The organism is Pedobacter sp. HMWF019, assembly GCF_003061025.1.
Classification (GTDB): Bacteria; Bacteroidota; Bacteroidia; order Sphingobacteriales; family Sphingobacteriaceae; genus Pedobacter.
In genome coordinates this window covers 1-23,632 of sequence record NZ_QAIL01000247.1, presented here as the reverse complement: position 1 = coordinate 23,632, position 23,632 = coordinate 1, and the positions used below count along the sequence as shown (strand labels likewise).

General features: G+C 36.3%; 16 protein-coding genes. 2 read left to right on the top strand and 14 right to left on the bottom strand.

What is annotated here, in order from left to right; translation table 11 throughout:
- On the top strand, nucleotides 1-815 hold an 815-nt coding region (locus tag DBR11_RS14415), incomplete at its 5' end, for a hypothetical protein (protein WP_233260761.1).
- Nucleotides 816-830: 15 nt separating this feature from the next.
- Nucleotides 831-4,223: a caspase family protein gene (locus tag DBR11_RS14410; RefSeq protein ID WP_108553363.1), complete on the top strand. Its 3,393-nt coding sequence runs from the start codon at nucleotides 831-833 to the stop codon at nucleotides 4,221-4,223.
- 41 nt (nucleotides 4,224-4,264) lie between these two features.
- Here DBR11_RS14410 and DBR11_RS14405 read toward each other — a convergent pair whose 3' ends face one another.
- The 14 genes from DBR11_RS14405 to DBR11_RS29615 form a co-directional block, all read right to left on the bottom strand.
- Nucleotides 4,265-5,971, bottom strand: coding sequence for a pYEATS domain-containing protein (locus DBR11_RS14405; RefSeq protein WP_108553362.1), 1,707 nt, complete (start codon nucleotides 5,969-5,971; stop codon nucleotides 4,265-4,267).
- 3 nt (nucleotides 5,972-5,974) lie between these two features.
- The gene (locus tag DBR11_RS14400) at nucleotides 5,975-8,533 is read right to left on the bottom strand and encodes a hypothetical protein (protein WP_108553361.1); all 2,559 of its coding nucleotides are present in this window, start codon (nucleotides 8,531-8,533) and stop codon (nucleotides 5,975-5,977) included.
- Nucleotides 8,520-9,761, bottom strand: coding sequence for a hypothetical protein (locus tag DBR11_RS14395; RefSeq protein ID WP_146186540.1), 1,242 nt, complete (start codon nucleotides 9,759-9,761; stop codon nucleotides 8,520-8,522). The genes DBR11_RS14400 and DBR11_RS14395 overlap by 14 nt, the downstream gene beginning before the upstream one ends.
- A gap of 10 nt (nucleotides 9,762-9,771) precedes the next feature.
- A complete protein-coding gene (locus tag DBR11_RS14390) occupies nucleotides 9,772-10,764 on the bottom strand; it encodes a MoxR family ATPase (protein WP_108553359.1) in 993 nt (330 codons plus the stop codon).
- A gap of 11 nt (nucleotides 10,765-10,775) precedes the next feature.
- Nucleotides 10,776-12,395: a caspase family protein gene (locus tag DBR11_RS14385; protein WP_108553358.1), complete on the bottom strand. Its 1,620-nt coding sequence runs from the start codon at nucleotides 12,393-12,395 to the stop codon at nucleotides 10,776-10,778.
- A gap of 310 nt (nucleotides 12,396-12,705) precedes the next feature.
- Nucleotides 12,706-14,109 carry a DUF4236 domain-containing protein gene (locus DBR11_RS29620; RefSeq protein ID WP_158275294.1) on the bottom strand — a complete coding sequence of 468 codons (1,404 nt, stop codon included), beginning with the start codon at nucleotides 14,107-14,109 and terminating at the stop codon, nucleotides 12,706-12,708.
- Nucleotides 14,110-14,118: 9 nt separating this feature from the next.
- Nucleotides 14,119-14,718: a thermonuclease family protein gene (locus DBR11_RS14375; protein ID WP_108553357.1), complete on the bottom strand. Its 600-nt coding sequence runs from the start codon at nucleotides 14,716-14,718 to the stop codon at nucleotides 14,119-14,121.
- Nucleotides 14,718-15,386, bottom strand: coding sequence for an OmpA family protein (locus DBR11_RS14370; protein WP_108553356.1), 669 nt, complete (start codon nucleotides 15,384-15,386; stop codon nucleotides 14,718-14,720). Before DBR11_RS14370 ends, DBR11_RS14375 begins: the two co-directional genes overlap by 1 nt.
- A complete protein-coding gene (locus tag DBR11_RS14365; RefSeq protein ID WP_108553355.1) occupies nucleotides 15,386-17,020 on the bottom strand; it encodes a hypothetical protein in 1,635 nt (544 codons plus the stop codon). Before DBR11_RS14365 ends, DBR11_RS14370 begins: the two co-directional genes overlap by 1 nt.
- 2 nt (nucleotides 17,021-17,022) lie before the next feature.
- A complete protein-coding gene (locus tag DBR11_RS14360) occupies nucleotides 17,023-17,964 on the bottom strand; it encodes a hypothetical protein (protein ID WP_108553354.1) in 942 nt (313 codons plus the stop codon).
- The gene (locus DBR11_RS14355) at nucleotides 17,961-21,392 is read right to left on the bottom strand and encodes a hypothetical protein (protein WP_108553353.1); all 3,432 of its coding nucleotides are present in this window, start codon (nucleotides 21,390-21,392) and stop codon (nucleotides 17,961-17,963) included. Before DBR11_RS14355 ends, DBR11_RS14360 begins: the two co-directional genes overlap by 4 nt.
- A gap of 2 nt (nucleotides 21,393-21,394) precedes the next feature.
- A complete protein-coding gene (locus DBR11_RS14350; RefSeq protein ID WP_108553352.1) occupies nucleotides 21,395-22,894 on the bottom strand; it encodes a hypothetical protein in 1,500 nt (499 codons plus the stop codon).
- Between the two features lie 12 nt (nucleotides 22,895-22,906).
- Complete coding sequence (locus tag DBR11_RS14345) at nucleotides 22,907-23,350, bottom strand: hypothetical protein (protein WP_146186539.1); 444 nt, start codon at nucleotides 23,348-23,350, stop codon at nucleotides 22,907-22,909.
- 1 nt (nucleotide 23,351) lies between these two features.
- The coding region (locus DBR11_RS29615; RefSeq protein WP_199233843.1) for a hypothetical protein at nucleotides 23,352-23,632 on the bottom strand (281 nt) is incomplete at its 5' end.

The following is a 23,632-nucleotide window of genomic DNA, read 5'->3' as shown; positions in this document are numbered from 1 at the left end:
GTGATATTGCTAAAGAAATAGGCTCATTAAAAAAAAATATCATGGCAAATCCGCAAAAATTTTACCTATCACATATGAGTGATAAAACAGGCTATCGGGCAACATGGGACCCAGGGAGGCCATTAAAAATTGGTTTCATTGGTAAATTAGACTCTTCTGGTGTTTTAGTTATCTATAGCTCGCTTGAAAAAGAAGGAATCCCTGTAGAAGTACTTTCAGACGATAGTAAAATTGACATGGATTATACGTCAAGCGATTCGATTACAATTTCAACGAAACTTTCAGGTTCGGCACCAATTGCCGGTAGCGTGCTCAGTGAAGGAGAAGCCGGATTTAACTTTGAATTTAAAAGCGATAAAGGTGTTGTGTTCCAGTCAACCGGCAATACGACTACTCAATTAATCAATCTAGCCGAAATTAAAAACAAAATCCTTGACAAATATAAAAATGGGAATTGGGATAAAGATTGGGTAGTTGTTACAGAACTAGTTACTGCAGAGACTGCCACAATTATCATTTCCAATAGCAGTAATGTGAATCTTGACTTAAAGGCGAACGCCAATATTGGCACTCAGGATATTAAGATCACAGATGCCTCTTTGGGATTCACCGTAGCAAGGGAACGCGGAAGTACTTTAAAATATATTACCCAAAGTGGACTTACGCCCTTGTATCGAATAATGGGGATTAGGCGACCGTTTTTAGGCACAGTAGATGTAGGTATAAAAGATATTGAGGCTGGAACTGTACTCGCAGAAAAACAAGATGAATTTAAATTATTAGCATTTGACCCGGCTGAACTAGGTAAAGAATAATTAACCAAAATAACCATGGCCAAAATATATGCTTTACTCATTGGAATAAATAATTATCCATCTAAGCCATTACAGGGCTGCATTAATGATGTTGATGCCTTTAAGAAGTATCTTGAAACAGTGTATCCTGATAAGGAGCAGTTGGTTTTAAAAATACTTACTGACCAGGAACAACCAACCAGGCAGAATTTTATAGATGCCTTTCAACTATTTGACGATGCAAATGGTGAGGATAATTGTTTATTCTATTACAGTGGCCATGGATCTTTTTCACTTGCACCAGCTGAATTAGCATCAGATAGTGGATTTGTTCAATCCTTTGTTTGCCAGGATAGCCGATTGCCAGGAGGAAGGGATCTGATAGATAAAGAAATGAGTTATCTGCTCTGGAAGACCATGCATGGAAAACCTGATGTTACATTCGTGGCAATTACGGATTGTTGTCATTCAGGATCAATCATGAAAGCATTCGATAACGAAAAAGATGTTACCGAAAGAATGATCAGTGCAGATTCCCGAACGAGTGGCTTAAAACTGGAGGATTATCTAGGTTATAATGAAACCATAAAAGGAGAGAAAGGATATGTAGAAGAGTTTCAAAACAAAAAGAAAATTATTAGAGTCAGACAGACCAAACACATTCATTTAGCGGCCTCAAAAGATAACCAGACTTCGAAAGAGCTTATCATTGACGGGGTAAACAGGGGCGCATTTACTCATTCACTTTTAAAGATCCTCTATCAATATGGAGGTCAGATCAGTTATAAAAATTTAATTGATCAGACATCCGTTTTGGTTAAGAATTTGGTGATAGATCAATCTCCGGGAGTTAATTTGAATGGAGGTTTACCCTCCTCAGAACAAGACAAGGTCTTCTTATCAAGACAAAATGCAGAACAAGTAAAATACTTAGTCTATTATAATAGCAGTTATGGCTGGTGTATAAAAGCCGGATCAATACATGGAGTATCGAAAGGTGATAGAATTTATATTAAAGATCGTTGTCAAAGCATAGTTATTGCAACGCCTGCACCTGATTTTTCTGTTATTATGGGAAAGCCGGAACTAGGAAAGGAAACTGAAACTTACTACGCCTCCATACAGCATCAACCTAATCAGGAAACAAGCTTTTCATTTTCTGCTAACATAAATCAAGATATCAAGACCTGGATTAAAGAAGTCCAATCAAATAAGGAGAGCGAGTTTGTAACATTCTCCGAAGAACCGACTGGTCAATATATAATTACCACCAATTATTTGAATGAAGCATCTGTTAGTCTGGCAGGAACCGATAAAACACTTTTTAAACCTTTAAAGATAACCAGCCCTGAGTCAGCAGCAGTCTTTATCAATAAGCTCGAAATATTAACCCGCTGGAGACATCTTGTTGAATTTACAAATCCATCGACTGAGCTTACAAACAAACATTATACTATAAAGCTCTATCAATCTAAATTAGCCGGCAACTATAATCCGGATACATTTGAGGAGATTCCATTAGGAGCACCAGTAAATGACCTTTTGTACAAATACGGTCAGGAAAAATGGCTCCAGCCAGCCATACAAATAGCAATAACCAATCACCTTCCCTCATCTCTTTGGGTAACAAATGCGTATCTGGGCTTCGATTATAGTATTGTTACGGATTATTTTAGTCCAATGGAGATTGGTCCTGGTAGAACAGTCTATCTGGAGCTTATAAAGAATAGTTTGCCTGTAGACGTTATAAAATTGAGATTGGACAATAAGTATAAGGAACTGGGATATAACGAAATCATAGAATATATTAAATTATTTATCTCCACTCCAGATCAAATACTCACAGCAGGGCTAAATCAGGAAGGAATTGATATGGCTGGCAACAGGGATATTAGCACAAAAGAATTTAGCTTGAGGGGTGCTGGGGAGGATGAAGATTCAGGTGAAATGAATAATCTTTCTGCCTGGAAAGTGGAAACCCTTGCCTTCAGAATCATTAAGCCTCAGCCTGAAATAAATATAGCTAATGGAAATGCTGTGAAAATGGGAAGCGTTACAATAGTGCCCCCAGAAAAGCTTCAAGGCAGAGCCGTTTTATCAAGTTCTTCTCAAAAAGCAAGATCAGCCGACGGAATTGTTCCACCCAACCGGGCATATCACAATTCTTTTTTGGAACCTTTTGATTTAACATCCGGTTTACGCTCAGGATCAAATATGGATGTATTGGAACTACTAGATGTAGAAGATAAAAATGTGGTTTCAAAAGATAATCCACTCTTTATAAAATTATCTGCCAGTCTGAATGGAGGGTCGGTCATCCCAATTGGTTATGACCCAGAAACAAAACTCTATTATCCATTGGGCTTTACATCCAGTAACGGAGATATTATCATAAAAACACTTCCTGAAATAACATCCACTGACCCAGCAATTAATGAAAGAAGTCTCCTGGGATCGATTAAAATTTATTTACAAAAGGTAATCGGGCAAAAGATTGGTTTAAGCTACGACTATCCCCGTTTATCCGAAGCCAGTGTAAATGACAAATTAGAAGTACATTATAGCCACGATAAAGATAAGATTAAAGCAAAAGTTTTGATCTCCAATAAGATTTTAATATTTGTGCATGGCATTATAGGGGATACAGAAGGAATGGTTAAATGTATAAAATCAGATCTGGATGGAAAAGGCACGACGTTTGAAAAAAGAGCAGATCTGATATTGACGTTTGATTATGAAAACTTAAACACTAAAATTGAAGAAAATTCTCTCCTGCTAAAACAACGATTAGAAAAGATAGGTTTGGAAGCAAATCATGGTAAAGAAGTCATTATTATTGCGCATTCCATGGGAGGGATGGTCAGTAGATGGTTTATCGAAAAGCTAGGTGGCAATAAGGTGATTTCCAAATTGATTATGCTAGGCACACCAAATAATGGTACACCATGGGCTGACGTAAGGGATTTTGCAGAAGTATTATTGACTTACGCGATAAACGGTGCCGCATTTCTAAAGCCTTGGATGTTCATCTTATCCGCATTTGGAAAACTGGCAGCGGGTACACAGGTAGCATTTAAGCAAATGAACATTAAAAACGGCATGTACCCACAGCTCAATGATAACACAGATCCAACAATACCCTATGTTATAATTGCAGGAAACACGCAGAACATTATTGTGAATTATCGGGATACCGCGTCAGTGATTTCGAAATTATTTTTGAAAGTAAAGAGCAGAGGAATATACGATGCACTTGATGTGGTGCTTTTTAAAGAATCCAATGATATTGCCGTAACAGACAAAAGTATTCTAGATATTAAAGGAGCTGAGAATTGGAGTAAATCTATAACTACTTTTGATGTGGCTTGCGATCATCTGAATTATTTTATAACTCCCGAGGCCCTAGATCTTGTCAACAATGAAATATAAATACATTTGCCCTCAGCGAACCAAACAAAGGGCAAATGTATTTAATAATAGAATTTTTTGGGAAAACCTTTAGATTCCTGAAGATCAAGTTCCAGAATAGTACCATCCTCTGTATAGGCACCTACCGTAAAGGCTTCATATGCAGAAACTTTAACCTTCGCAATTCCATCAATAGCCTTTCTAAATTTTATCTCTTTAAAAGAATCGTGCATAAAAAAAGCAACATCTCCCTTGAGAGGTTTATTAGGATTTGTCGATGAAATTTTGATCCTGACATCAAAATAACCAGGTATTAATCCTTTTTCTACAGAAGCAGTTAATTCTTTTTCATTGCTGACAGATTTTCCTCCCCATCTGTTTTTCTGCAAATCATCTTTAACCGTAACATTTTGTTGTTCATACATTTGGTCCACTAATTTTTTAAATGCTTTGGAAACATCAGTATAATAGAATGCTTTAGGTAAACCTGAAACTTCATTTAGATCTAATTCAAGCATAATACCCTTTTCTGTATATGCGCCCACTGTAAAAGCTTCATAAGATCTTACTTCCAATTTTGCAGAACCATTTTTTGTAGATTTAAAACGAATCTCATTAGAAAACGAATCATGTAGAAAGAAGGCAACAAATTGCTCTCTTTTATCCGGATCACTAACCTTCAGGTTCAGAATAACATTAAAAAATGTAGGTATTATACTTTTGGAGACCTTAACACTTAACACATTACCCTGGTCTTCAGAACGGCCACCCCATCGGTTCTTTTGTAAATCGTCTTCTATAACTACCTTTCTCTTTTTATAAAGCTCCATGATCATAGCCTTAAAGTCATCAGAGGAGGGCCGAGAAACTGTTTTTTGAGGAAGACCTTTTATAATGTCGATTACAACAGCTGAAATATCGCCTAAATTGTCCTTTATAAGGATTTCCCTGTTTAAAGCAGCCAGCTGAGTTGCTGAAATAAGCGTTTGAGGTGAATCTGCGCTATATTTACTGCTGGTAGAAGATAAGATTTTATGTATTCTTAACGCATCGCCACCAGTTCCTGGAATTGGAATTACAGGAACACCATTTTTGATTGCTTCCTCATAAGTCTTATAAGTTCCGCCTTTTCCACCAATAAGAATAACCGCTCTAACTTCCGCTGAAGCAATGTTATACCAATCTTCTCCCGGCAAGAGTTCCTGAATTGTTCCATAATCATACAAGGGTTTCATTTTACGTTCTATTAGTTGTATAAGTCGGTCCTTTTCGGAGATCTGATGAGATGCTAAATGCAGTGTAAATGATTTGGCTATTTCTTGATCTACTCCAGGCCAGCCACCGCAAATTACACCGTAACCATTTGCCGCTAATACCTGTCCGATTTCTTTACTCATCATTTGTTCTAATTCTGAGAACTGACTGTTTCCAGTTCCGGCAACCAGAATCCAAATATGATTAAAATCAAGGGGCCTTTTCCCCTTTTCTAAGCTGGCATTTGCTTTTGTTATGGCCAGATTTATATCCGAATCAATGAAATCCATCTGGTACAGATAATAAACAAGATCTTTATACTGTTGATAATTGATCTTGTTTTGATCTTTCTCTATCTGCTCGTATTGCTCAAATGTTTTTACAATGTTTAACGCTTTTAATACATTTTCATTTGAGATCCCCCAATTAAACATATCGTTTGGTACCAAATGAATGCTGGCAACATCCCATTCCTGCGTAATTTCATTTAATGAGTCTCTAGTTCTGTCTTGCATATGTTAGAGCTTTATAATTCCTGGTTGTGAAAAATCTTCTTGTATTGGATCCTTACTAAATAGTAGTTTAATCTGTACAATAGTATTTTCAGAAAGCACCCTTTCAAAAAGTTCTTGTTCGTCAAGACTAAATTGTATTGGTTCTGAGGCTTTAAAATAGAAACTATCATGTAGAATACGTTTTATCATAAAGTCTGATGAAATAAAGTAAAGCTGAAAATAAATAGGGAATAACTCTGAAGTAGTCATTTCGATAAATAGCCTCTTAATAACTATCCGACCATTTTCAATGCGCATACAGTTCTCATCTATCGAAAATGTGCCGTCTTCAAACTCTTTATTATATTTCTTTTCACCTTCCCACCAATACATTACTTCTCTATTTAAATGAGCTTTCTTTAAATAATATTGATTCCCTTTTGACGAAGAAAGAGAGGACAAGTAATGATAACGCATAAATCTTTGAATGGAAACAGATAGCCATTCAACGCCAAGTACACGCCAACTTATCACATTAGAACCGCTTGTTTCCCTTGATTTGTCCGAATAAGTTAATTCAAACAATGAATCTTGATGAAGATTTAAAAGATCTACATGGAGAACCGATTGGCTTAATTCAGATCTCTCAGTACTTGAATAGTTAATTTGTAAGTCATCCCATCTGGACAGTTCGTCTGGCTTGATTTTAGAGAATATGGGAGCCAACTCCTTTTCAAGGTTTACAGTAGTTATATATTGACCAAATTCGATACTGAATTTGTCTCTGTCTGTCTTTGCACGATAAAGCTTGCTTGCGTTAAGATCCCTTATAGATCCGTTGAACTGAATTGCATGATCTCTGATAGACATTTCTCCTATTACATCCGGAATCATTTCATGGCTAACATAATCAAAGATTCTGGTTGTACTATTTAATGATATAATTTTAAAGTGCTCTTCCAGTACATGCCAATAGTCATCCCGTTGATTGAAATATAAAGTATTCAATGATCTTTGTTCACAAAGGGTATTGGTGAGGAAATATTTATTAAGCTCCTGTTGATCCTCCGACCAGATCAGAGGAGTTAGAGGCAAGGCGTCTTCATACCTGCCGTAGCTCATTTCCTGCCGTAAAATATTTTGAAGGTCCTTATAAGTTATAGTAGTATTGTAGGTATTTAACAAATTAGCGAGTATGCCCGGGAATAGGTTTATTGTACCTCCATTTACCAAATTTGAAGAAGAATCCGCTCTAATTTCTCTTGCTGAAGAAATTAAAATATTACTGCAACCTCTCCAATTCATCCAGTTAAGACATCCATCTAATATCAATACTACAGACCCCCTATTTGATACGGAGTTTATACACTCCTGCAGAATTTTCTTTGATAAGGCATTATTTAAAAAAGCTTTCTGATCAACGGCAGAATCGTTGCATATAAATAATTCTTCTCCATGCTCATTAATAAAGAGACCCGTTAAATAAACAATAATAACATCTTCCTCATTGGAGGCAATAAGGCATTTCTCTATCTTTTGAAGTGTCTCAACAGCATTGCTGCTATTGATCCGTTGCGGATCATATTCTAAATACCCGTTTTTCCCAGCCCCCTCCAAAGCATCCAGATACAGCCTTAATCCTCTTGATCTCTCCAGATATGGGCCTCTAAAATTTTTATAATTATCTATCGCCGTAAAAATGCCAAAAACTCTTTTAACATTGTTTTTTTTGCGTTCTAACCTTTCGCTGATTCCTCTTCGAAGCGGTAACTGTATAGATGCAGTTGCATCCTGTCTTTTGCCGATGAACTCCTCATCAATTTTATAAAACATATCAGATACCAGCTCTGTACTTTGTTCAAATAATTCAGCTTTATTCGCTATACTATATTTGTGCAGGTTAAGAAACGCCTTTGTATCACCAGGCTCTTTACTATGGATATTCAAGTTGATTTGCTCGTGAAAACGATTCATTAAAACGTTCAGCTGCAGCTGGCCGTATTGAGCTTCCTCTTTTTTGTCACTCTTAAATGTTGTTTGAAAAGCTTCTGCCATTTTCACTGCAAGGACATCTGGTTCCAGATAGGAAAGTGCAGCCCATTCATTGATCTCTTTAAATCCCGATGCGTTGTTCTCTTTATTTGACCTTTTATCTCCAAGGTATTGCTGAAGAAATTGCGCTAAGCTATACAATCTTTCAGGGCCAAAAGGCTCAATGTCATAAAGTTTAAACCAACTGCTGTCCTTCAGTAAATAAAGTAGATAAGTCCGTATCTCGGGAATGATTTCAAACTGTTTATAGCCCACTTTCCTAACCAGTGGCGATAGTAGGAAGTCACTTACGACGATAGGGTCAATCCTTTGCAATCCATGTTGGTTGCTGTAGGTATTAAAGTTTAGCCAGATAAGATGCGCTAAAGTAGGGGAGATCAGTAAAGGAAATGAAGCATGACAAATAAACACTATATGACCTATTCCATACCTCTTTCCATTCGGACCTTCACAAAAATGCCTGTAAAATGTATCAAGCTTTTGTTTTGATTCATCCGTTAACGAAAAGAAATCTGATTTAAACGGTAACATAAGTATTGTTTTTTACTGTTAATTTCCCTTTTAATGCAGTGATTGCATTTTCTATATCACTTCGACTGGTTTCGAACATTGGCAGGTTATTGGCGATAAGCTCTGCATTAGTATCTGTCCATCTGAATTTTGGAGCAGGATTTATCCAGGCGATATAACCGGCGACCTGGTTTAGGTGCTTGATAAAAGTCTCTGTTTGTTTCTTTTCTTCTAGTTTTGGATAGCCATTTAATGCTCCGGCATCACTATAGATTAATACAGAAATATTCTTTCTCGGCAGTTTTAAAAACAGCTTCTTTAAACTGAACTGTTTGGTCGAGTTTTCATTCGTGAAGAAATAATCATTTTTTTTCAAATCTAAAACAGGCATCTGCTTAAAAAAGTAAGGTTCCAGGGCGGTATGAAATTCACTTTGCTTTGCAGTATTGCACAGTTCTTTTCCAAAATCTTCCATCGCCAACATGCTTTCTCCCTGATCTATAAATACAAAAAGTCGCAATTGATTGCTTCTTTTCTTTTCAAATTGAAAGGAAGAAAAATAGCCTTTTTTTGCGGTCTCATAAATGGTTTTTTTGAAATTTATTTCATTAGAAAGACCTGCTGCCTGTGTGTTTTTTAAAGTCCTCCAGGCCTGTTGCAATTGTCTGTTCTTTACAGGAAAGTAATCATCCGTAAATAAATAGGGGCTCTTATGTAGAGGTACCGGCACCCTGCTCTCCTTTGCCAGTTCTAATACCTGTATATCATTCATCTTCGAGTCGTTGAATGAGAAGCCAACCTCGCCATATGGATCAGGTTCTATATTGGGGGTTACTACAGGTTTATCGGGTTTTTTATTCGGGGCAGCCTGGATTTCGGAAGATATCTCCGGCTTATCCGTATCTGTTACTGGATTAGTAATTTGATTATCGGGCTTTGTTTTTTTATCTGGAGAAGGGGAAATCCTGTCTTGTTCGACTAAATCTTCGATTTCTTTTCTCAAACCTATAGCGAAATCGAATATTTCTTCCCGGTGTATTTCCATCAATTTATTCCATTTAACCTTTTGGTCGTATGATTTCAACCATATCGTTTCCAATACAAAGGCAATATCGTCAAAACACCGGATGGAATATTCTTTTGATTTCAATACCTCAAAGAGCAAAAAATATTCCTCCATCCCAGGGGCTATCCAATGTTGGTCTTGACGTATTTTGTTGTACAAATCGTATAGAAGTGGTTGGCTCATATCCCCTCATTTAATTAAAAGATGGTCCGGTTGTAGGTTTTGCAAAAAGCTGTATGCTATCTATATCTTTTAACAAAGCCTGATGATAAGGAGGAAATTCCTCCTTGGTAAATTTTATACCCTCTTCTCTATGATAATGATCTATAAGTTTTACCCAATCCAGTAATTCGCTCGTACTAATATTCTTTGGACTGGTTGCCTTTTCCTCTATTTTCAACCTCCAGTATTTAAATGCATCAACTGCATCAGCGATCACGTTTCCATTTTGTGCCAGCTCAGGGAATTTAGATTCAACGATTTCTTTTAGTTTTATTTCAGAAAAATCTATGTAATGAAACAGACATCTGCGTAGAAAGGCGGCCGGTAAAGGTTTCTCATCATTGCTGGTGATGATAAATAGTGGTTTCAAATCTTTGTTCGCCCTAATCGTAATTCCATGCTCTCCATCTTTTGCCTCCGCTATCTTGAATTCCATTCGATCCAGTTCAAGAAGAAGATCATTTGGAAAATCGATATCTGCTTTGTCAATTTCATCAATCAGAACCACAGGCGGAATCTTCGTGTTGAGATTATTGGTTGCTAAAAATGCTTTACCTAGTTCTCCAAGTTCGATATAGTTACCTTTTGATAGATAATTACCCGATATGTCTTTTGGCAATGTAATTTCCAGATTTTGATCGGCTTCCCATTTCATATTAGCATCACTTAACCTTTTCAGATGGTCTATTGCATACAGGCCTTCCTGCGCCTTGCTAGTGGATTTAACATTCCATTCAAAGTAATAATCCTTAAAATTTTTTCCATGGAGCTCTGCTGCAATGGCTTCTGCAAGTCTGCTTTTTCCACAACCAGGTTCACCTTTAATTAATAAAGGACGTTGCAGAATCTGGGCAAGTTGCACTGCTTTAACTAAATTTGGAGAAGGGAGATAGGGATCAATATGAAACTTATTGCTCTCTTTTTTTGAAGTAAGCGTATTACCTTGAAATAATTTTATAGACATATCCGTTTTATTTAGGGTTTTGGGTAAAGGAGTGCATCAGCCAGACCATAACATTTAGCATATTCGCAGATTTTTCTTATCGTACTTACCGGTTTACCACCTGTTTCTTTTAAGATCTGCTCTACATTTGGGTATATGCAGTCATCCATCAAATGGTCAAACTCGTTTTGGTTTCTTGTTGTTTCTGATATATACCAATCCTCAATTTTTAAAGAATCAAGGAGTTCCACAGGCGGCATAAGTATAGTATTTATACCCCCAATAGGGTCTTTACCATATAATTTGAAATAGTCAGAGTTTTCTTCATCAATAATAAAAATGAAAACTTTATGGTTAGATACAGGTTTATGGTTTATCGTGTTGATTAGTTCAACCCACTGATCAATCAGCTGTTTTTTTGTCAGGGGTGGAATAGTTATGCCATCTTGGACATCACTGTAAAATCTAAATTCAAATAATAGATTTTTAACCTCTAAAATGGATTGAATGTGCTTGATAAGCAAATCTAAATTCGGAAAATTTGCATTAAATGCAAGGTTAAAGATCGAAAGTAACCTACTTTCGGCAGATTGATAAGTAAGCGGCGGTTTAAAAACATACTTTTCGTAATCCTTCCTAATTGTGATGCCTATTTTAGCTATCTCTGAAATTAAATATAAGCCACTTTCCGGTGTTCCGCTAAATACAACTACTTGTTTCTTTTCTTCGGGTATGAATAATCTAAATAACCTTTTTTGAGCATCATAATTCAAAGATCTTAATGCAGGTTCCAATAATTCCAGGCGTTTACGTATCTTGATTCTATCTTTATTTGAACCAAAAATGAAATAACCATTATTTGGTTCGTCTTGAAGGCTAAGCCTCCCGCAAAGTGGTCTCTGTCCTTTGTCGTGAATAAAGTATTTATCCAATTTCCCAATTAATTCAGTAACCAGAAATTCCTGTTCCTGATTGTCATTGAAAACCTTTAGCAGTGTTTCGGTAAATTTACTGTTCTGATTTCTACCTCCTGCTTTCGAAAGTTGATCACTTCTACTGGATACTATTGCCCACATAGAAATTTCAACACCCTGTATAGTTCCAGAGGCAAAGTTTAGACTGTTCGGTCTGATTTGTTCAAATAACTTACCCGATTGGCAGGAATCTGAAATTATGATGACGTGTTGTGTTCTTCTCTGAGTAATTATGTTCGATAAATAGGAATTAGAGATAACACTATCTATATGAAGCCGTTTACAATCATGTGGAATCCAGCAACCGACCTTTGAAAATCCATTATTTACTATTCCTCCATGTCCGGAGAAGTAAATGATCAAATTATTGTTGATGTTGTTTTCCTCACTGTCAATAAATTCTTTGATTAAAGTTTCAATGTTTTCTTTAGTCGCCTTTTCATTTATCAAAGGCTCTTTGTAAGGTTTAAAACTACAATAATTAGAAGTCAGACTTTGAATAAGGTCATGGCAGTCCTTTTCGCAATTGCCATGTTCGAAATTATTAGTTGGATCAATATATTTATCAATGCCAATTGCAATGATATAATTAATCATATCTCCCTTGTTGGTAATAACTTCATCTTCTCCAGACCCGCTATTGGGAGATTTTGGAGCTGCTTCTGTTTGATCTGGCATAATATAATTAACAAGTAACCTTTATTAGTCAAAAACACACATTTTAAGCTTACTATCAGTATGTTAAAATTACCTGACCGAGCGCTACTCTCTAAGATCGGTGAATAAATGCTCAATGTCAATAGCTAGTTCTAGTTATTTTGGCCTCAAAAAATAGTACTTTATTTAATTGCATAAATTAATGATGTGAAATCTGGTCCACAGTAGGTAGATAAAGACCTGTTACATATATTTATAGATAAGTCAGGCCTTAAAATATTTAACAAGTAGGATATGAAGGGATTGAACAGCCTTCTCTAAGATCCCATATCTATTCCACTAGATTTCTAAACTGTGCTGGGGGGCAGTCTTGCTTCATCTTTGATTGCAAACGTCCAATCTGTAAAAGAAAGTTTGTAAAACCATGGAAACCATCAACTTTTGAAGTTGTTATGATTTCGTATATCCCTGTGCCAGATCTAAAAGTATATTGTGAATACAAACAGATCGGTATTTTTCTGTTGTCATTAAATCGCCTGTCTGGGCCACCATTTTTATTCACATACTTCCAAGTATAATCCACAATTTTAGCATCACTGGGTACGGTTTGATCTTCGATAAACCTAGAGTTTACACTTGAGATTTCCAGATGATTATAAAAAACAGCGGCAAATTTATTCCCTCGCTTAATCAACAGACGCTCAGGAAGGAAAAAAAACTCTGTATTTCTAAGCTGAATATAGGGGATCTGCACATTTGTCTTCAGAAATTTATTTGGGATTTGATGTGAGGATATTCTAAATATGGGATGTCTGTTAATCAACTGTCCAGCGCCAGCATTTCTCTTCCAATCGTTATTTATTGTAGAATGCAGGTATTGCCATTTGCGTGCACAAGTATTAAAATTCAAGAAATGCTGTGCAAATTGCTGATAAACTACAGACATGTCCTTATCCATTTCATAGTAAATTTCCATCGCAAATCTCTTTTTATCCTTTTTATGCAACCAAAACAATAGGCAAACAAAGAAGATGGAGCCCGAAATAAGTTCAACATAAAAATAGGGGTTAATCAAATTCAGTTCGTCATTACTCTGTTGAGGATCGTTTATATGATTGATAATTGCGAGCTTTTTATTCACATACCCAATAGTATCCCCGAATTGTATCTTTAGCCATTTACCTTTAGCTGAATCTAATAAGGCAAATTCCTCTCTATCGGTTGCTACCCTGACAACTTTGGACTTTGCATTTGGGAATTCTCTGATATTTGAGCCAACGTCAGAGTTTATGATCGCAACAACACGATGACCCTCAGGCTTTACAATTGTGGTATGATTTTCAAACGAGCTTCCAAAAAGTAACACGAGAAAAATAATAAGAGGTAAGATTCCAAACCAGTTGACATAAGATATCTTATTTGCCTTTTCCGTTAGTTCATTAATAAAATCCTTGGAATCAACATCTGTTAGGTTATCAATATTGGATGATGTTATTGTATGTGGATTATTATAATCGGAAACAATAGGCTGGACTTCGTTTACCCGAGGCCGGGTATCAGTACCGCTAATTTTTTGCCGGTAATGAATGCCATTTGATCCAATATTCACATATGTGCCTCGTGGACCTGTGTGAATTCTAGCTCCTTTAACGCCAATTGAGTAACTGAATCCTGATTTAGACAAATTGAGGCGGAAAATTCCGGAAGTGAATGATTTTCGAAAATAGAATCCCATAGTGAGGCTTTAATTAGAGGTTATTGATATAGAATTAGGTGTGTGTAATCTGATCTTTTTACGATTCCGCCATTCCCAGGGTGGAGTAGGATTGGGGTCTTGCCAAAGCCCTACTTTATTCTCTCTCGCTTCAATTTCTAACTGAGCATAAACGGGATCTGTAGAATACTTTTTGAAATGCCAGGCCATACCTTGCCTCACCATTTCCTGATTGACGACCTGCTCTTTATCATTAACGATAACTGCAATTAACCTCCTGTAGCGGTCGTATTTCTCCCCGTAAACAGTAACCTCTTGTCCGAAACATAAATCAGATAAGGCTTCTTTTGCATTATTTCCAAAGGGTTGAGAACCTCTTTTCTCCGGACAGTCAATATGGGCTAAACGTATTTTGATCGGTGTATTTTGATAAAGAACCTCCATGGTATCTCCATCTATAATTCGGATTACTTTTGCAATGAAAGTCTGGTTCTTTAAGTTGATCGGAACAGTTCCAGGAAGCAATCTGTCTTCAATCTTTGCGGCGCTTTTAGGTTTCCCTGATTGTGAACAAGAAAATGTCAATATAATAATTGCCGAAAACAGAGTCTTAAGAAAAGTATGTCTCATTATTTAATATTTGCAATTTTTGGAAAAATCTGTATCAGGAAGCGTTGGTTGTCTTCCTCATTGTCTAATCGTCCAACACCTCCCCAGCCATTTCCGGAAATCTGAAGATCAATCAGATTTTTATACTCGGGAGATTCGAAATCAATACCTACATTGTACTTCCAGTATGCCCATAAGCTTAGTGCTCTCTTATAACTCAGATCATAATTATGAGCAAGTGACTTTGAATACTTGTCTTTTGAAGCATAGCCCGCAATAACAAGGATGTAAGAGAGATTCCTCATATTGGGGTCTTTTTCTTTCTTGAGCTTAAGATCGTCAATCACCATTTTCAATTTCTTTCCAGCCTCAGTTATCTTGGTACGTGTATAGTCGGGGTTAATAAGGTCGGCATCAGAAAGAATAATAGATTTATCGGTATTAAACTTTACATCAAAAGCCAGTTTATAGCGGTTATATTGTGGTTCAAAATTAAAAAGCATGGTATCTCGCTTCAATGGCTCCAGGTTTGATTCAACAGTTTCAATAATCTTTAGCTTTTCTTCCAGTACGGTATTCTTGTGTTTAAGCTGAACATAGGTTAACACATACAATACCAGCATGATAAAGAAAAGGCTTGTCATCAAATCTGTAAAACTGGGCCAGAAAAAATCATTCTTACTTTTCATCAGGCATATTTTTGATTGAATAGCTTTTTGAAAAATGGCTTTTTGGCGTCTTGTTCAATACGTCTTAAAGTGTCATTGGTATTGGAAATGCCACTATTGAGCTCAAAGATCTGTCCCGATAACTTGTCTGTCATTTCATTTCCACCTCTCATAGATTTAACTTCAGAAAGAAGTGCTTCCAAATGCTTTAAATGGTCAAGGCTGGATTTCTTTTCTTCCATAATTTCCTGTAGAGAATTGGCCTGAATTGTAAAGGACTCTTTAAGTTCATTTGAGAAATCATTAAATAGCTTTTTAGACTCAGCATTTCTTAACATAGCTTCTTCGCCAAGAATCTGACTGGAATTTTGCAGAGAACCTTTTAATTGCTCAAATGTATCCTTGATGTTGAAACCTATTCCAACTACAGCTTCATCAATCTTACTTTTATGTTCTTCTAGTTGATTAAAATGTTCAGAAAGAAACCGGGTTAGATGGGTATTGTTATCCAGATTTTCTTCGATAGCAGAGGCAATCTTCTCAAAGTTACCCGTACGTTCCAGCAGCTCATTACTTCTTTCTGCCAATTTGTATGAGTTAGAAAGGTAAGTGTTGATATTAGAAAACATCATGTTGAACTTGTCGAACTGCGCCAGCGAAGTACTCATTTCTGCCAGCACCTTAATATTGAATTTTGTAATATCGGCCACCTTTGACCGATCCATCTGCTCAACAAGATTTTTTTGCATCACAATAGAATCGTAATTCTTGTCGAAAACTGTACTCAGCTTATCTAAATTGTTATCAAACTTTTCGTTGAACCGGAATAGATTACGTTGAAGAGAGTCAAAGGTTGCGTTCATACCTTGGTTCAATGAGGGAAGTAACTCAACCTGTATCATGGTATAGAAATCATTTTTTTTACTTTCCAAGCGGTATTTTGACCCCTTAAAAATGATCGCAGAATTGTATATGGTTAATAAAAGACCAAGACAGCTTGCAATCATTGCAATCTTTACACTTCCAAGTAATATTGCTATACCACCGGAAATGGAATCTTCCTGAAGCTGTGCCCCAATAAAGTTAGACATACTGAATATCCCGATCACAACCCCAAGCATAGTTCCCATCAGACCTAAATATAGAGGAGTAGAAAGGGTAAGATTGACATCTTCCTCTATTGTATTGGTATTCCTTTCCACAATATCCTTAATCAGGTTGAAATCAGCAACTGAGTGTCTGTTTCTTAACAAATATTTGTTGAGTGCATTAAGAATGTTGTTGAAAACCAAGCTACTGTTGTCGGTACTTTCCAATAACCTAAGCTTGACTGTTGGTTGGTAGGATTGTTCAATATCCGGAGCTCTTTCGCTGAGATTTTCTGAGTCTACTTCTTCTTCGCTTTGATTAACTATATGTTCTTCAGAAGCCATTCCTGTGGTTTCCGTTTTCTTCGCAATATCGAAGATATCATCTCTCAGAGAAAAGCTGTCTACCTGTTCTTCTGTAAGCTCAAGATCTGCAATTCCAATCGATGATATGTTGGCAATAGAGTTGTTAAACTCTTTTATCTTCTTTCTGGTTCTATTAAAAAATATACCCTGGCCAATAAGGATAGCTGCAAAAATAACGTACTCAAATTTTTCTAAATCCATTTTTAAACGTATTTAATCTTTATTTTCTTCACTATAATCCATTTTGTGTCTTCCAGAACAACCTTTCCAGTTTCACCATTATAAGTCAGGATCTTTTTTGCTCCGGAAGAATTCCCCTCCATTTCCTCTGCAACACTAAGTATCAAATCCACTCTATTATTTAGCGCCATTCCAACAGAAGAACTGTCTTCGCAGAATTCAAACTTAGCCTCCGTTTCCGAGATCATCTTAAACCGATAAATACTTGCACCTTCTAAAAAGGTATCCTTACCGTCTACCTTTCTAAATGATCCACCTGGAAGAGGGCTTGGGAAGAAGAGATATTTGGAAGGTTCTTCGAAGGTTTCGTTTGAATGGTCCTTTACTTTTTCGAGTGTTATACTTTCTAGGTTCTTAATGGTGACGTATAAGTCGCCTATTGTATCTTCTGCCTTTTTACATTTAAGATCGCTTTCGATTAGTCTGGCTTCCAGATCACTTATTTTTTGATTAAGTTCCTTTACTGTTGCAAAAAGATTAAGATTCTCCTTTTCTATAAGTGATATTTCTCTGTCACGGCTTTCTTCTGGACTCATTTTCTTTGTTTCACTAGTTGATTTTCTTTTCTTTCTTTTCCTTGATTTTGCATACCAAACCAAGCTCACTAATAGACATCCGGCTACAAAAGATATCGGGATGTAGAAATAATCCATGCTATTGAATGATAACATTGAATCTTTCAGTTGAATATCTTCATCCAGGTCCGTATTCTTGAAAACCGTTTTATTTATTACTGTATCTGGTAAGGCCGATGTTTTTAAATGAGTAGAATCACGATCTTTAACACTAACAGCTGTCTTATTTGTGCTGGCAATTCTTTCATTAGTTACATTTTGAGCTGAAGCGCAGATACATAATGTACAACCCAGTATTGGAAGCGCTAATAGTTTTATCGATTTTCTCATTGCCCTTCTGCCTCCACAAAAGCTAGTTCCTTAATCAATTGCTGTATAGTTTCAACCATAGGAAAGAAGAACAAGGTATCTGTAACTTTGGCTGACTCATTAATTAATGTACCCTCCAAAGCATTATTATAGGCAATGCCAGCCATTAGAAACTGCTTTATATGTCTGTTCGAAATTTCCTTAAAGACGGAGATAGAATTATAAGAAATGCCAAATTTGTCCTGACAATCGAAGCTATCGAGTAAGCCCGAGAAAAAATTATTAAAGGCCTCAACCTCCTGAACAATCTTATCCTGTATTTCATCATTGCCAATTTCAGAATAAAGTAATTCAGTTTTGCCCTCATGTTCCAAACAGGTTAAGGTTTCTTTAATCTTCCTTATGTCTATTTCCTGATCGTTCCGAATAATATGTATAATGCTTCCTTTGGAAGTTATTGCCTTTGGAATTTCCATCTCAACACTAATTTTGAGTCCATGCTTTGGATATACACTTATTCCATACGCATAAGAGAATATTTGCTGGGTATATTCTCCCATTGTTTTCATGTTATTGGTGATAATATTGAGAATCTTTGACCCGTTTCCACTAAAAATTAAATTTTCAGGCAGTTTTAACCCTTTATTCTTAATTAATTTGGCAACGTGAAAGATCTTTGCTGCATAAAAATAGAGGAATATGATCTTAATATCATCGTTGTTTGCAAGCTTGTTATTAAAGTCGAAAAGCTTTCTGTCTTTAATCTGCGCATTGTTGCCCAGTGAAAAAAGAAAAGCATTGAAATCAGAACTTTTCTTATTAGTATACAATTCATCAGATATAATCTTTAGGATCGGATGATCTTTTTCCAGAAGAGAATCGAACTCATCTTTATACCTTTTTATAAGCATATTATTCTGAGCGTTCCCAAATTCACTGTAACCATCACCAAACAGGGTATTTCCAGCGAATTTATAGGAAGATACCAGCTCAGGTATATGATTGTTATAAACCACCACATCCGAAGTCCCTCCGCCAATATCCATTAATACACTTGTTCCATATCCTTGACCATCAAGAGATTGATTGCTTTTGAAATAATAATAAGGAGCTAATGATTCCGATAAACTGGTAGTCTCTTCGGATTTGTTGATGTATTGTTGATATAACTGATTCCATACACCGCTAAGTCTATCTTTTCTTGCAGTAGACATGCTTATTGGATAAGTCCAAACAACTTTTGTAGCCGTAAGGCTACCTCCATTCAAAAGAACCTTGTTTCTGATCATAATAATCACCTGCTCAAGAAAAGCATGTACCCTTGAATCATTATTTGGTTCCTTGCTGTCCCATTTTAGATTGGTAAAGTATCTGCTGTTCATATCCGTCTCTTTTTCAAACACAAATGGGATATTGAACTCCATCAGAGCTTTGCCGCCGTTTGGAGGTGCCTGGGTTTTACTTTGAGAAAGAACAGTCCTGATCGGGAAATTAAAAGCCGTATCCTTCATGATGATCTTAGGAACAAATTCCTTTGTAATGTAGTTCCTGAGGTCAATTGCATTTGTTCCTGAAAAATTATGCTCAATCTCTTCTGAGAAAAAGGGGACAGCCTGGATATCATTAAAGGTTATATCAAAAGGCTTAGGGCTGGTATTGTTGATAGAGTACTCTATGTGAGTGTTGGTTGTGCCAAAGTCTATAGCAAAGGTAAATTGATCTCCGGTTGATTGACTGATGCGCCATTTTGGAATTATAATTCCCTTTCCGAATCCACTATCTACTTGAATATAGTCAAATGGAGCTTTAATCCCGAAGTATTTTGTAGTTACCTTGGTAAAGTCACCTTTGATCTTTTTGGTTCTGAAAACCTGTTGTTCAGATTCAATGGCATCTTTACTTTTGTCGCTATAAAAACTGAGTTGATAATCAACATCAAAAAGATTTCCTGAAATATTCCTGTCAACCAATTGAATATTGTAATAGGCATCCACATCTTTCTCATACTTGATGAATGGAAATATGGTTAAACCGACTTGTTGCTCAACGATAGCTCCTTTATTTATTTTGGCATCAGGTAAGCTGTCATTATAGTAGAATCTTTCAAAAATGATATACTCATCTCCTTTTTTTATAGGAATACGTAATAGTACCCGCACTCCATTTTTCAATCCCTCCTCTATGAATATATGCGGCTTTTGAGTTCCACCATTTAATAACTCTGAAACATCAAAGAATTGAAAGAATAATGGTTTCAGGGGTAACAAGTAGCTCTTTGTATTGTCCGTATCTGATAGTTTCAGGTTCCCATTAAAATAGTTTTCTGAATCTATTGGATATACGAGTCTGATAAGGGTGTCTTCTAAAAGATCACTGATTGTAAGGTAGGGATACTTTATATTCAGCCCTGGTAATGTTCTTTGATTTAGTGAATCATTGTCAATATATTTTACTTCAATTTTAGTGTCCCAGGCTCCATTGACATATTTAAGAGGTTTATTGAAATTATTCTGAACAACCAAAGGCTTGCTTGCACCATTATATTTTGAACTGTGTATAACAAAATCACTTTCATTTACAGGAATTTTAGATGAATCTATCGTTTTAAACGGAACATCGAATACCTCTACAATTTGCCCTGCATCTTTTGTGTTAAGGTTTGCATAATTTGGTAAAAGTTCAGAAGGTTTTAAGGTATTTAGTATATCGTATAGATTTGGATTTTGTTTGCTAACAACTTCCAGGCTTTTGTTAAGATATTCGTTAAAAGCCATCATTCTTTCCCCAAGAACCGGAGCAGCCTTAAACAGAAGATAAATGTATTTTTGGAAATCTGCATCACGGTCATAAAGAGGAACGATGTCCTTAAAAAAGGTCTTTCCCTTTGTGCTGATTAAGTTTAATGATGCGCCATCAGTTGCAGTATTAAAAAACAATGTCAAAGGGGAGGTGCCGCCGATCACCTTATGATTGAACTTTATGATATAGATGCTATTTAGATAATCAAAATTAAAGGCTAATGCATCTTGTCTCAGATACATATCAAGTACGTCACCCAGCTTTTGGTGACCGGAATTGGTACTGTTTTTCAACTTTCCAATATGTTCAATTTTATTCCATTCCAAAATCTCAATCTTATCCTTGTAGTTCTCATAGAAGAATAACATTTCGGCAAGGTCCAGACATTGTGAAACTGTCTTTTCATCTTCTTTACTGGCTACTATTGTCTCTCCTCTCTGATAAAAAGTTAGATTTGGACTTTCGCCGATATTCTGAAAAGATTTTCTGACAAGGTCCATTCTTGCAAATGGACTAGGAATGGATGTCGGTGCATTGATTGCATGTCCGCCCTCGGGATCAGGAATTCCCTGAATTTCTTTTGTACCATATTGAGAGGATATAACCCAATCCTCTCCAGGGTTCCTTGTAAAGCCTAAAATTTTACCCATTTCTATATTTTTTGGTATCCGTATTTGTCTTCTGTTATTTGTGCTGTAGTATCAAAAAAGAGTTTGACGATTTTCTGTTCTGGAGAGATGAAGGTATTGAGCTTCTCAACTTTGTTAAGTGCTTTATCGAAATTATCGTAACTGAATTTTCCCAAACCTAGAAATCCACTTTTTGGCATCGTAACTCCATTAACGAAAGTCATTAAATCAGCTCGTTGGTTGAAAGGATGAAATGATCTTGAGTTTCCCTCCAGTTCATCCAGCCAATCAGAATATTGTTTAAGAAAGCCGGTTAAATTTGAGCTGTAAAATTGAGCGGTTTTGAATTTTCTGTCAATTACCGGTTGATTCGTTGACCATGGCTGTCTCTCAATCGAGGATTCTAATTTCTCCTCTAGATATTTTTTCAAAAGCGTAAGCTGGGTCAGAGTTTTCCCTAAACTACTGCGAGAGAAATCTCCTAAATCCCCAAACTTTAATTCAATGTTATCTTGTTTTATCGCATACTCTTTGAAATTATTACTCATTGGCTTGCCATTTATTGTTTCCAGTTCCTCACCGGTCATATTCATAAAATCTATGATAGCCATCGCACCTGCTACTTCAACAAAATGTGCCTTGTTCTTCTGTCCGTTATTTCCAGGATCATTCTCATAGGCTTTTCCTATATAATCATCCCCAACGTAATACATTGCATTCAGAGAGGAATTCACATTTTGTTTGTAGTAATCTAATGCCGCTTTAGTCTTTTCAATGAAATCTGATTTATTGATTGGACTGTTTTCATCAACAGCAATATTGAAATAAGGTAGAACAGTCAATGCGCCTATTGAAGAGTCTTTTAAAAAACCAGCATTACTGATTCCAACCTGATCCGTTGCATCACGAATGCTCTTTAAGATGGTAGGAAAGCCAGCAGCACCGGTACCACCAAATATTGAACTGATAATAAAGATTCTATCATCCTTCCCAAAGTTATTTGCAAAAGTTTTGAATTCTTCCGAATGCTTGAATTGGTTAAGCACTACACTGCCAATATTTGGATTTCCTACAAAACCAATATCCATAGGAATATCAAGTAAATTGATCGAATCCCTGGTCTGATTAATAGACTTTCCTGAAAAAATCAAATCTGCAAGGGCCTTATTCTCCTCATCAAGAGAGTTGTAAGAAAAGTAATCTTTAAACTTCGTTGATTCAACATCTTTGAGTTTGAAGGTGTAATTCCCTCCAAGACCACTTTTGGTATCCAAAGACTGTAGAGTGGAGATTTTCGTAGAGAAGAATCCATTTTCGGTTCCAATCTTGTCTGTTATTCGCTGATAGTTGTTAAGCGCTCCAACTGTACGTTTTAAATCTTCATTATCTTTATGAGGATCAATAATAATAGGACAGATTTCAAATTCCTTTTGCGATTTTAGTCCTGCAGCTAGTAACATGGTAAGTGATTTGATCACTCTTGAGCCTGTTCCGCCTATACCGAAAATAAAAAGTTTAGCCATTATCGATTGTGATTAAGGTTTCCAAAAAGTTGTAAGTCTTGCATTAGTACTAAAGTTTCTTGGAAAGGGAAATGAGGTGAGTAACGCAAAGGTCATAAGGCCCCAAAAAGCATTTGCAAATCCAAAGAGCAGTAAATCCGATGCTCCAAAAACTAGCTGGTCACATGAGGAGACGGTGGAAGGCAATGAATAAGCTATTCCAAAATTGATTATTATACCAATGGAGGCCATAATCCACCAGGAAAGTTTGGTGTTGAATTTTGTAGTCATCTTATCGATGATGAGGTACATCACAATAAAGAGCCCCAGATTAACGCCTAACATGGTTATGAATACCTGAAAATAAAGATCTGTTCCTTCAAAGGTCTCACACGTAATATCCCACCCCCTAAGATGAGTGCCGAGATCGGTTCTATAGCCGAACCACTCGTAGATCATTGCAATAAAGTCTGTCATATTATTTTTCTATTTTTATTTTTATTTCACCGATTATCCCTGCACCCTCAGGATTGAATGCATTGAAAGCACCATTGACCAAATAACTTAAACCAAATGTTTTTTTCTGCTCATCAGAATTGGATTTGATATCTTCATCATTAACTGAACTGCTTGCCGAAATCCAGTCGGGAAGTTGATCAAGAACCTTTATATTGAGTTCTGTCGCTTTAAGCTTTTTAGTGCTAATGCTTAACACATGGGTATAACCTGAGTAAGATGGTGAACTAAGTTCCACTAGAT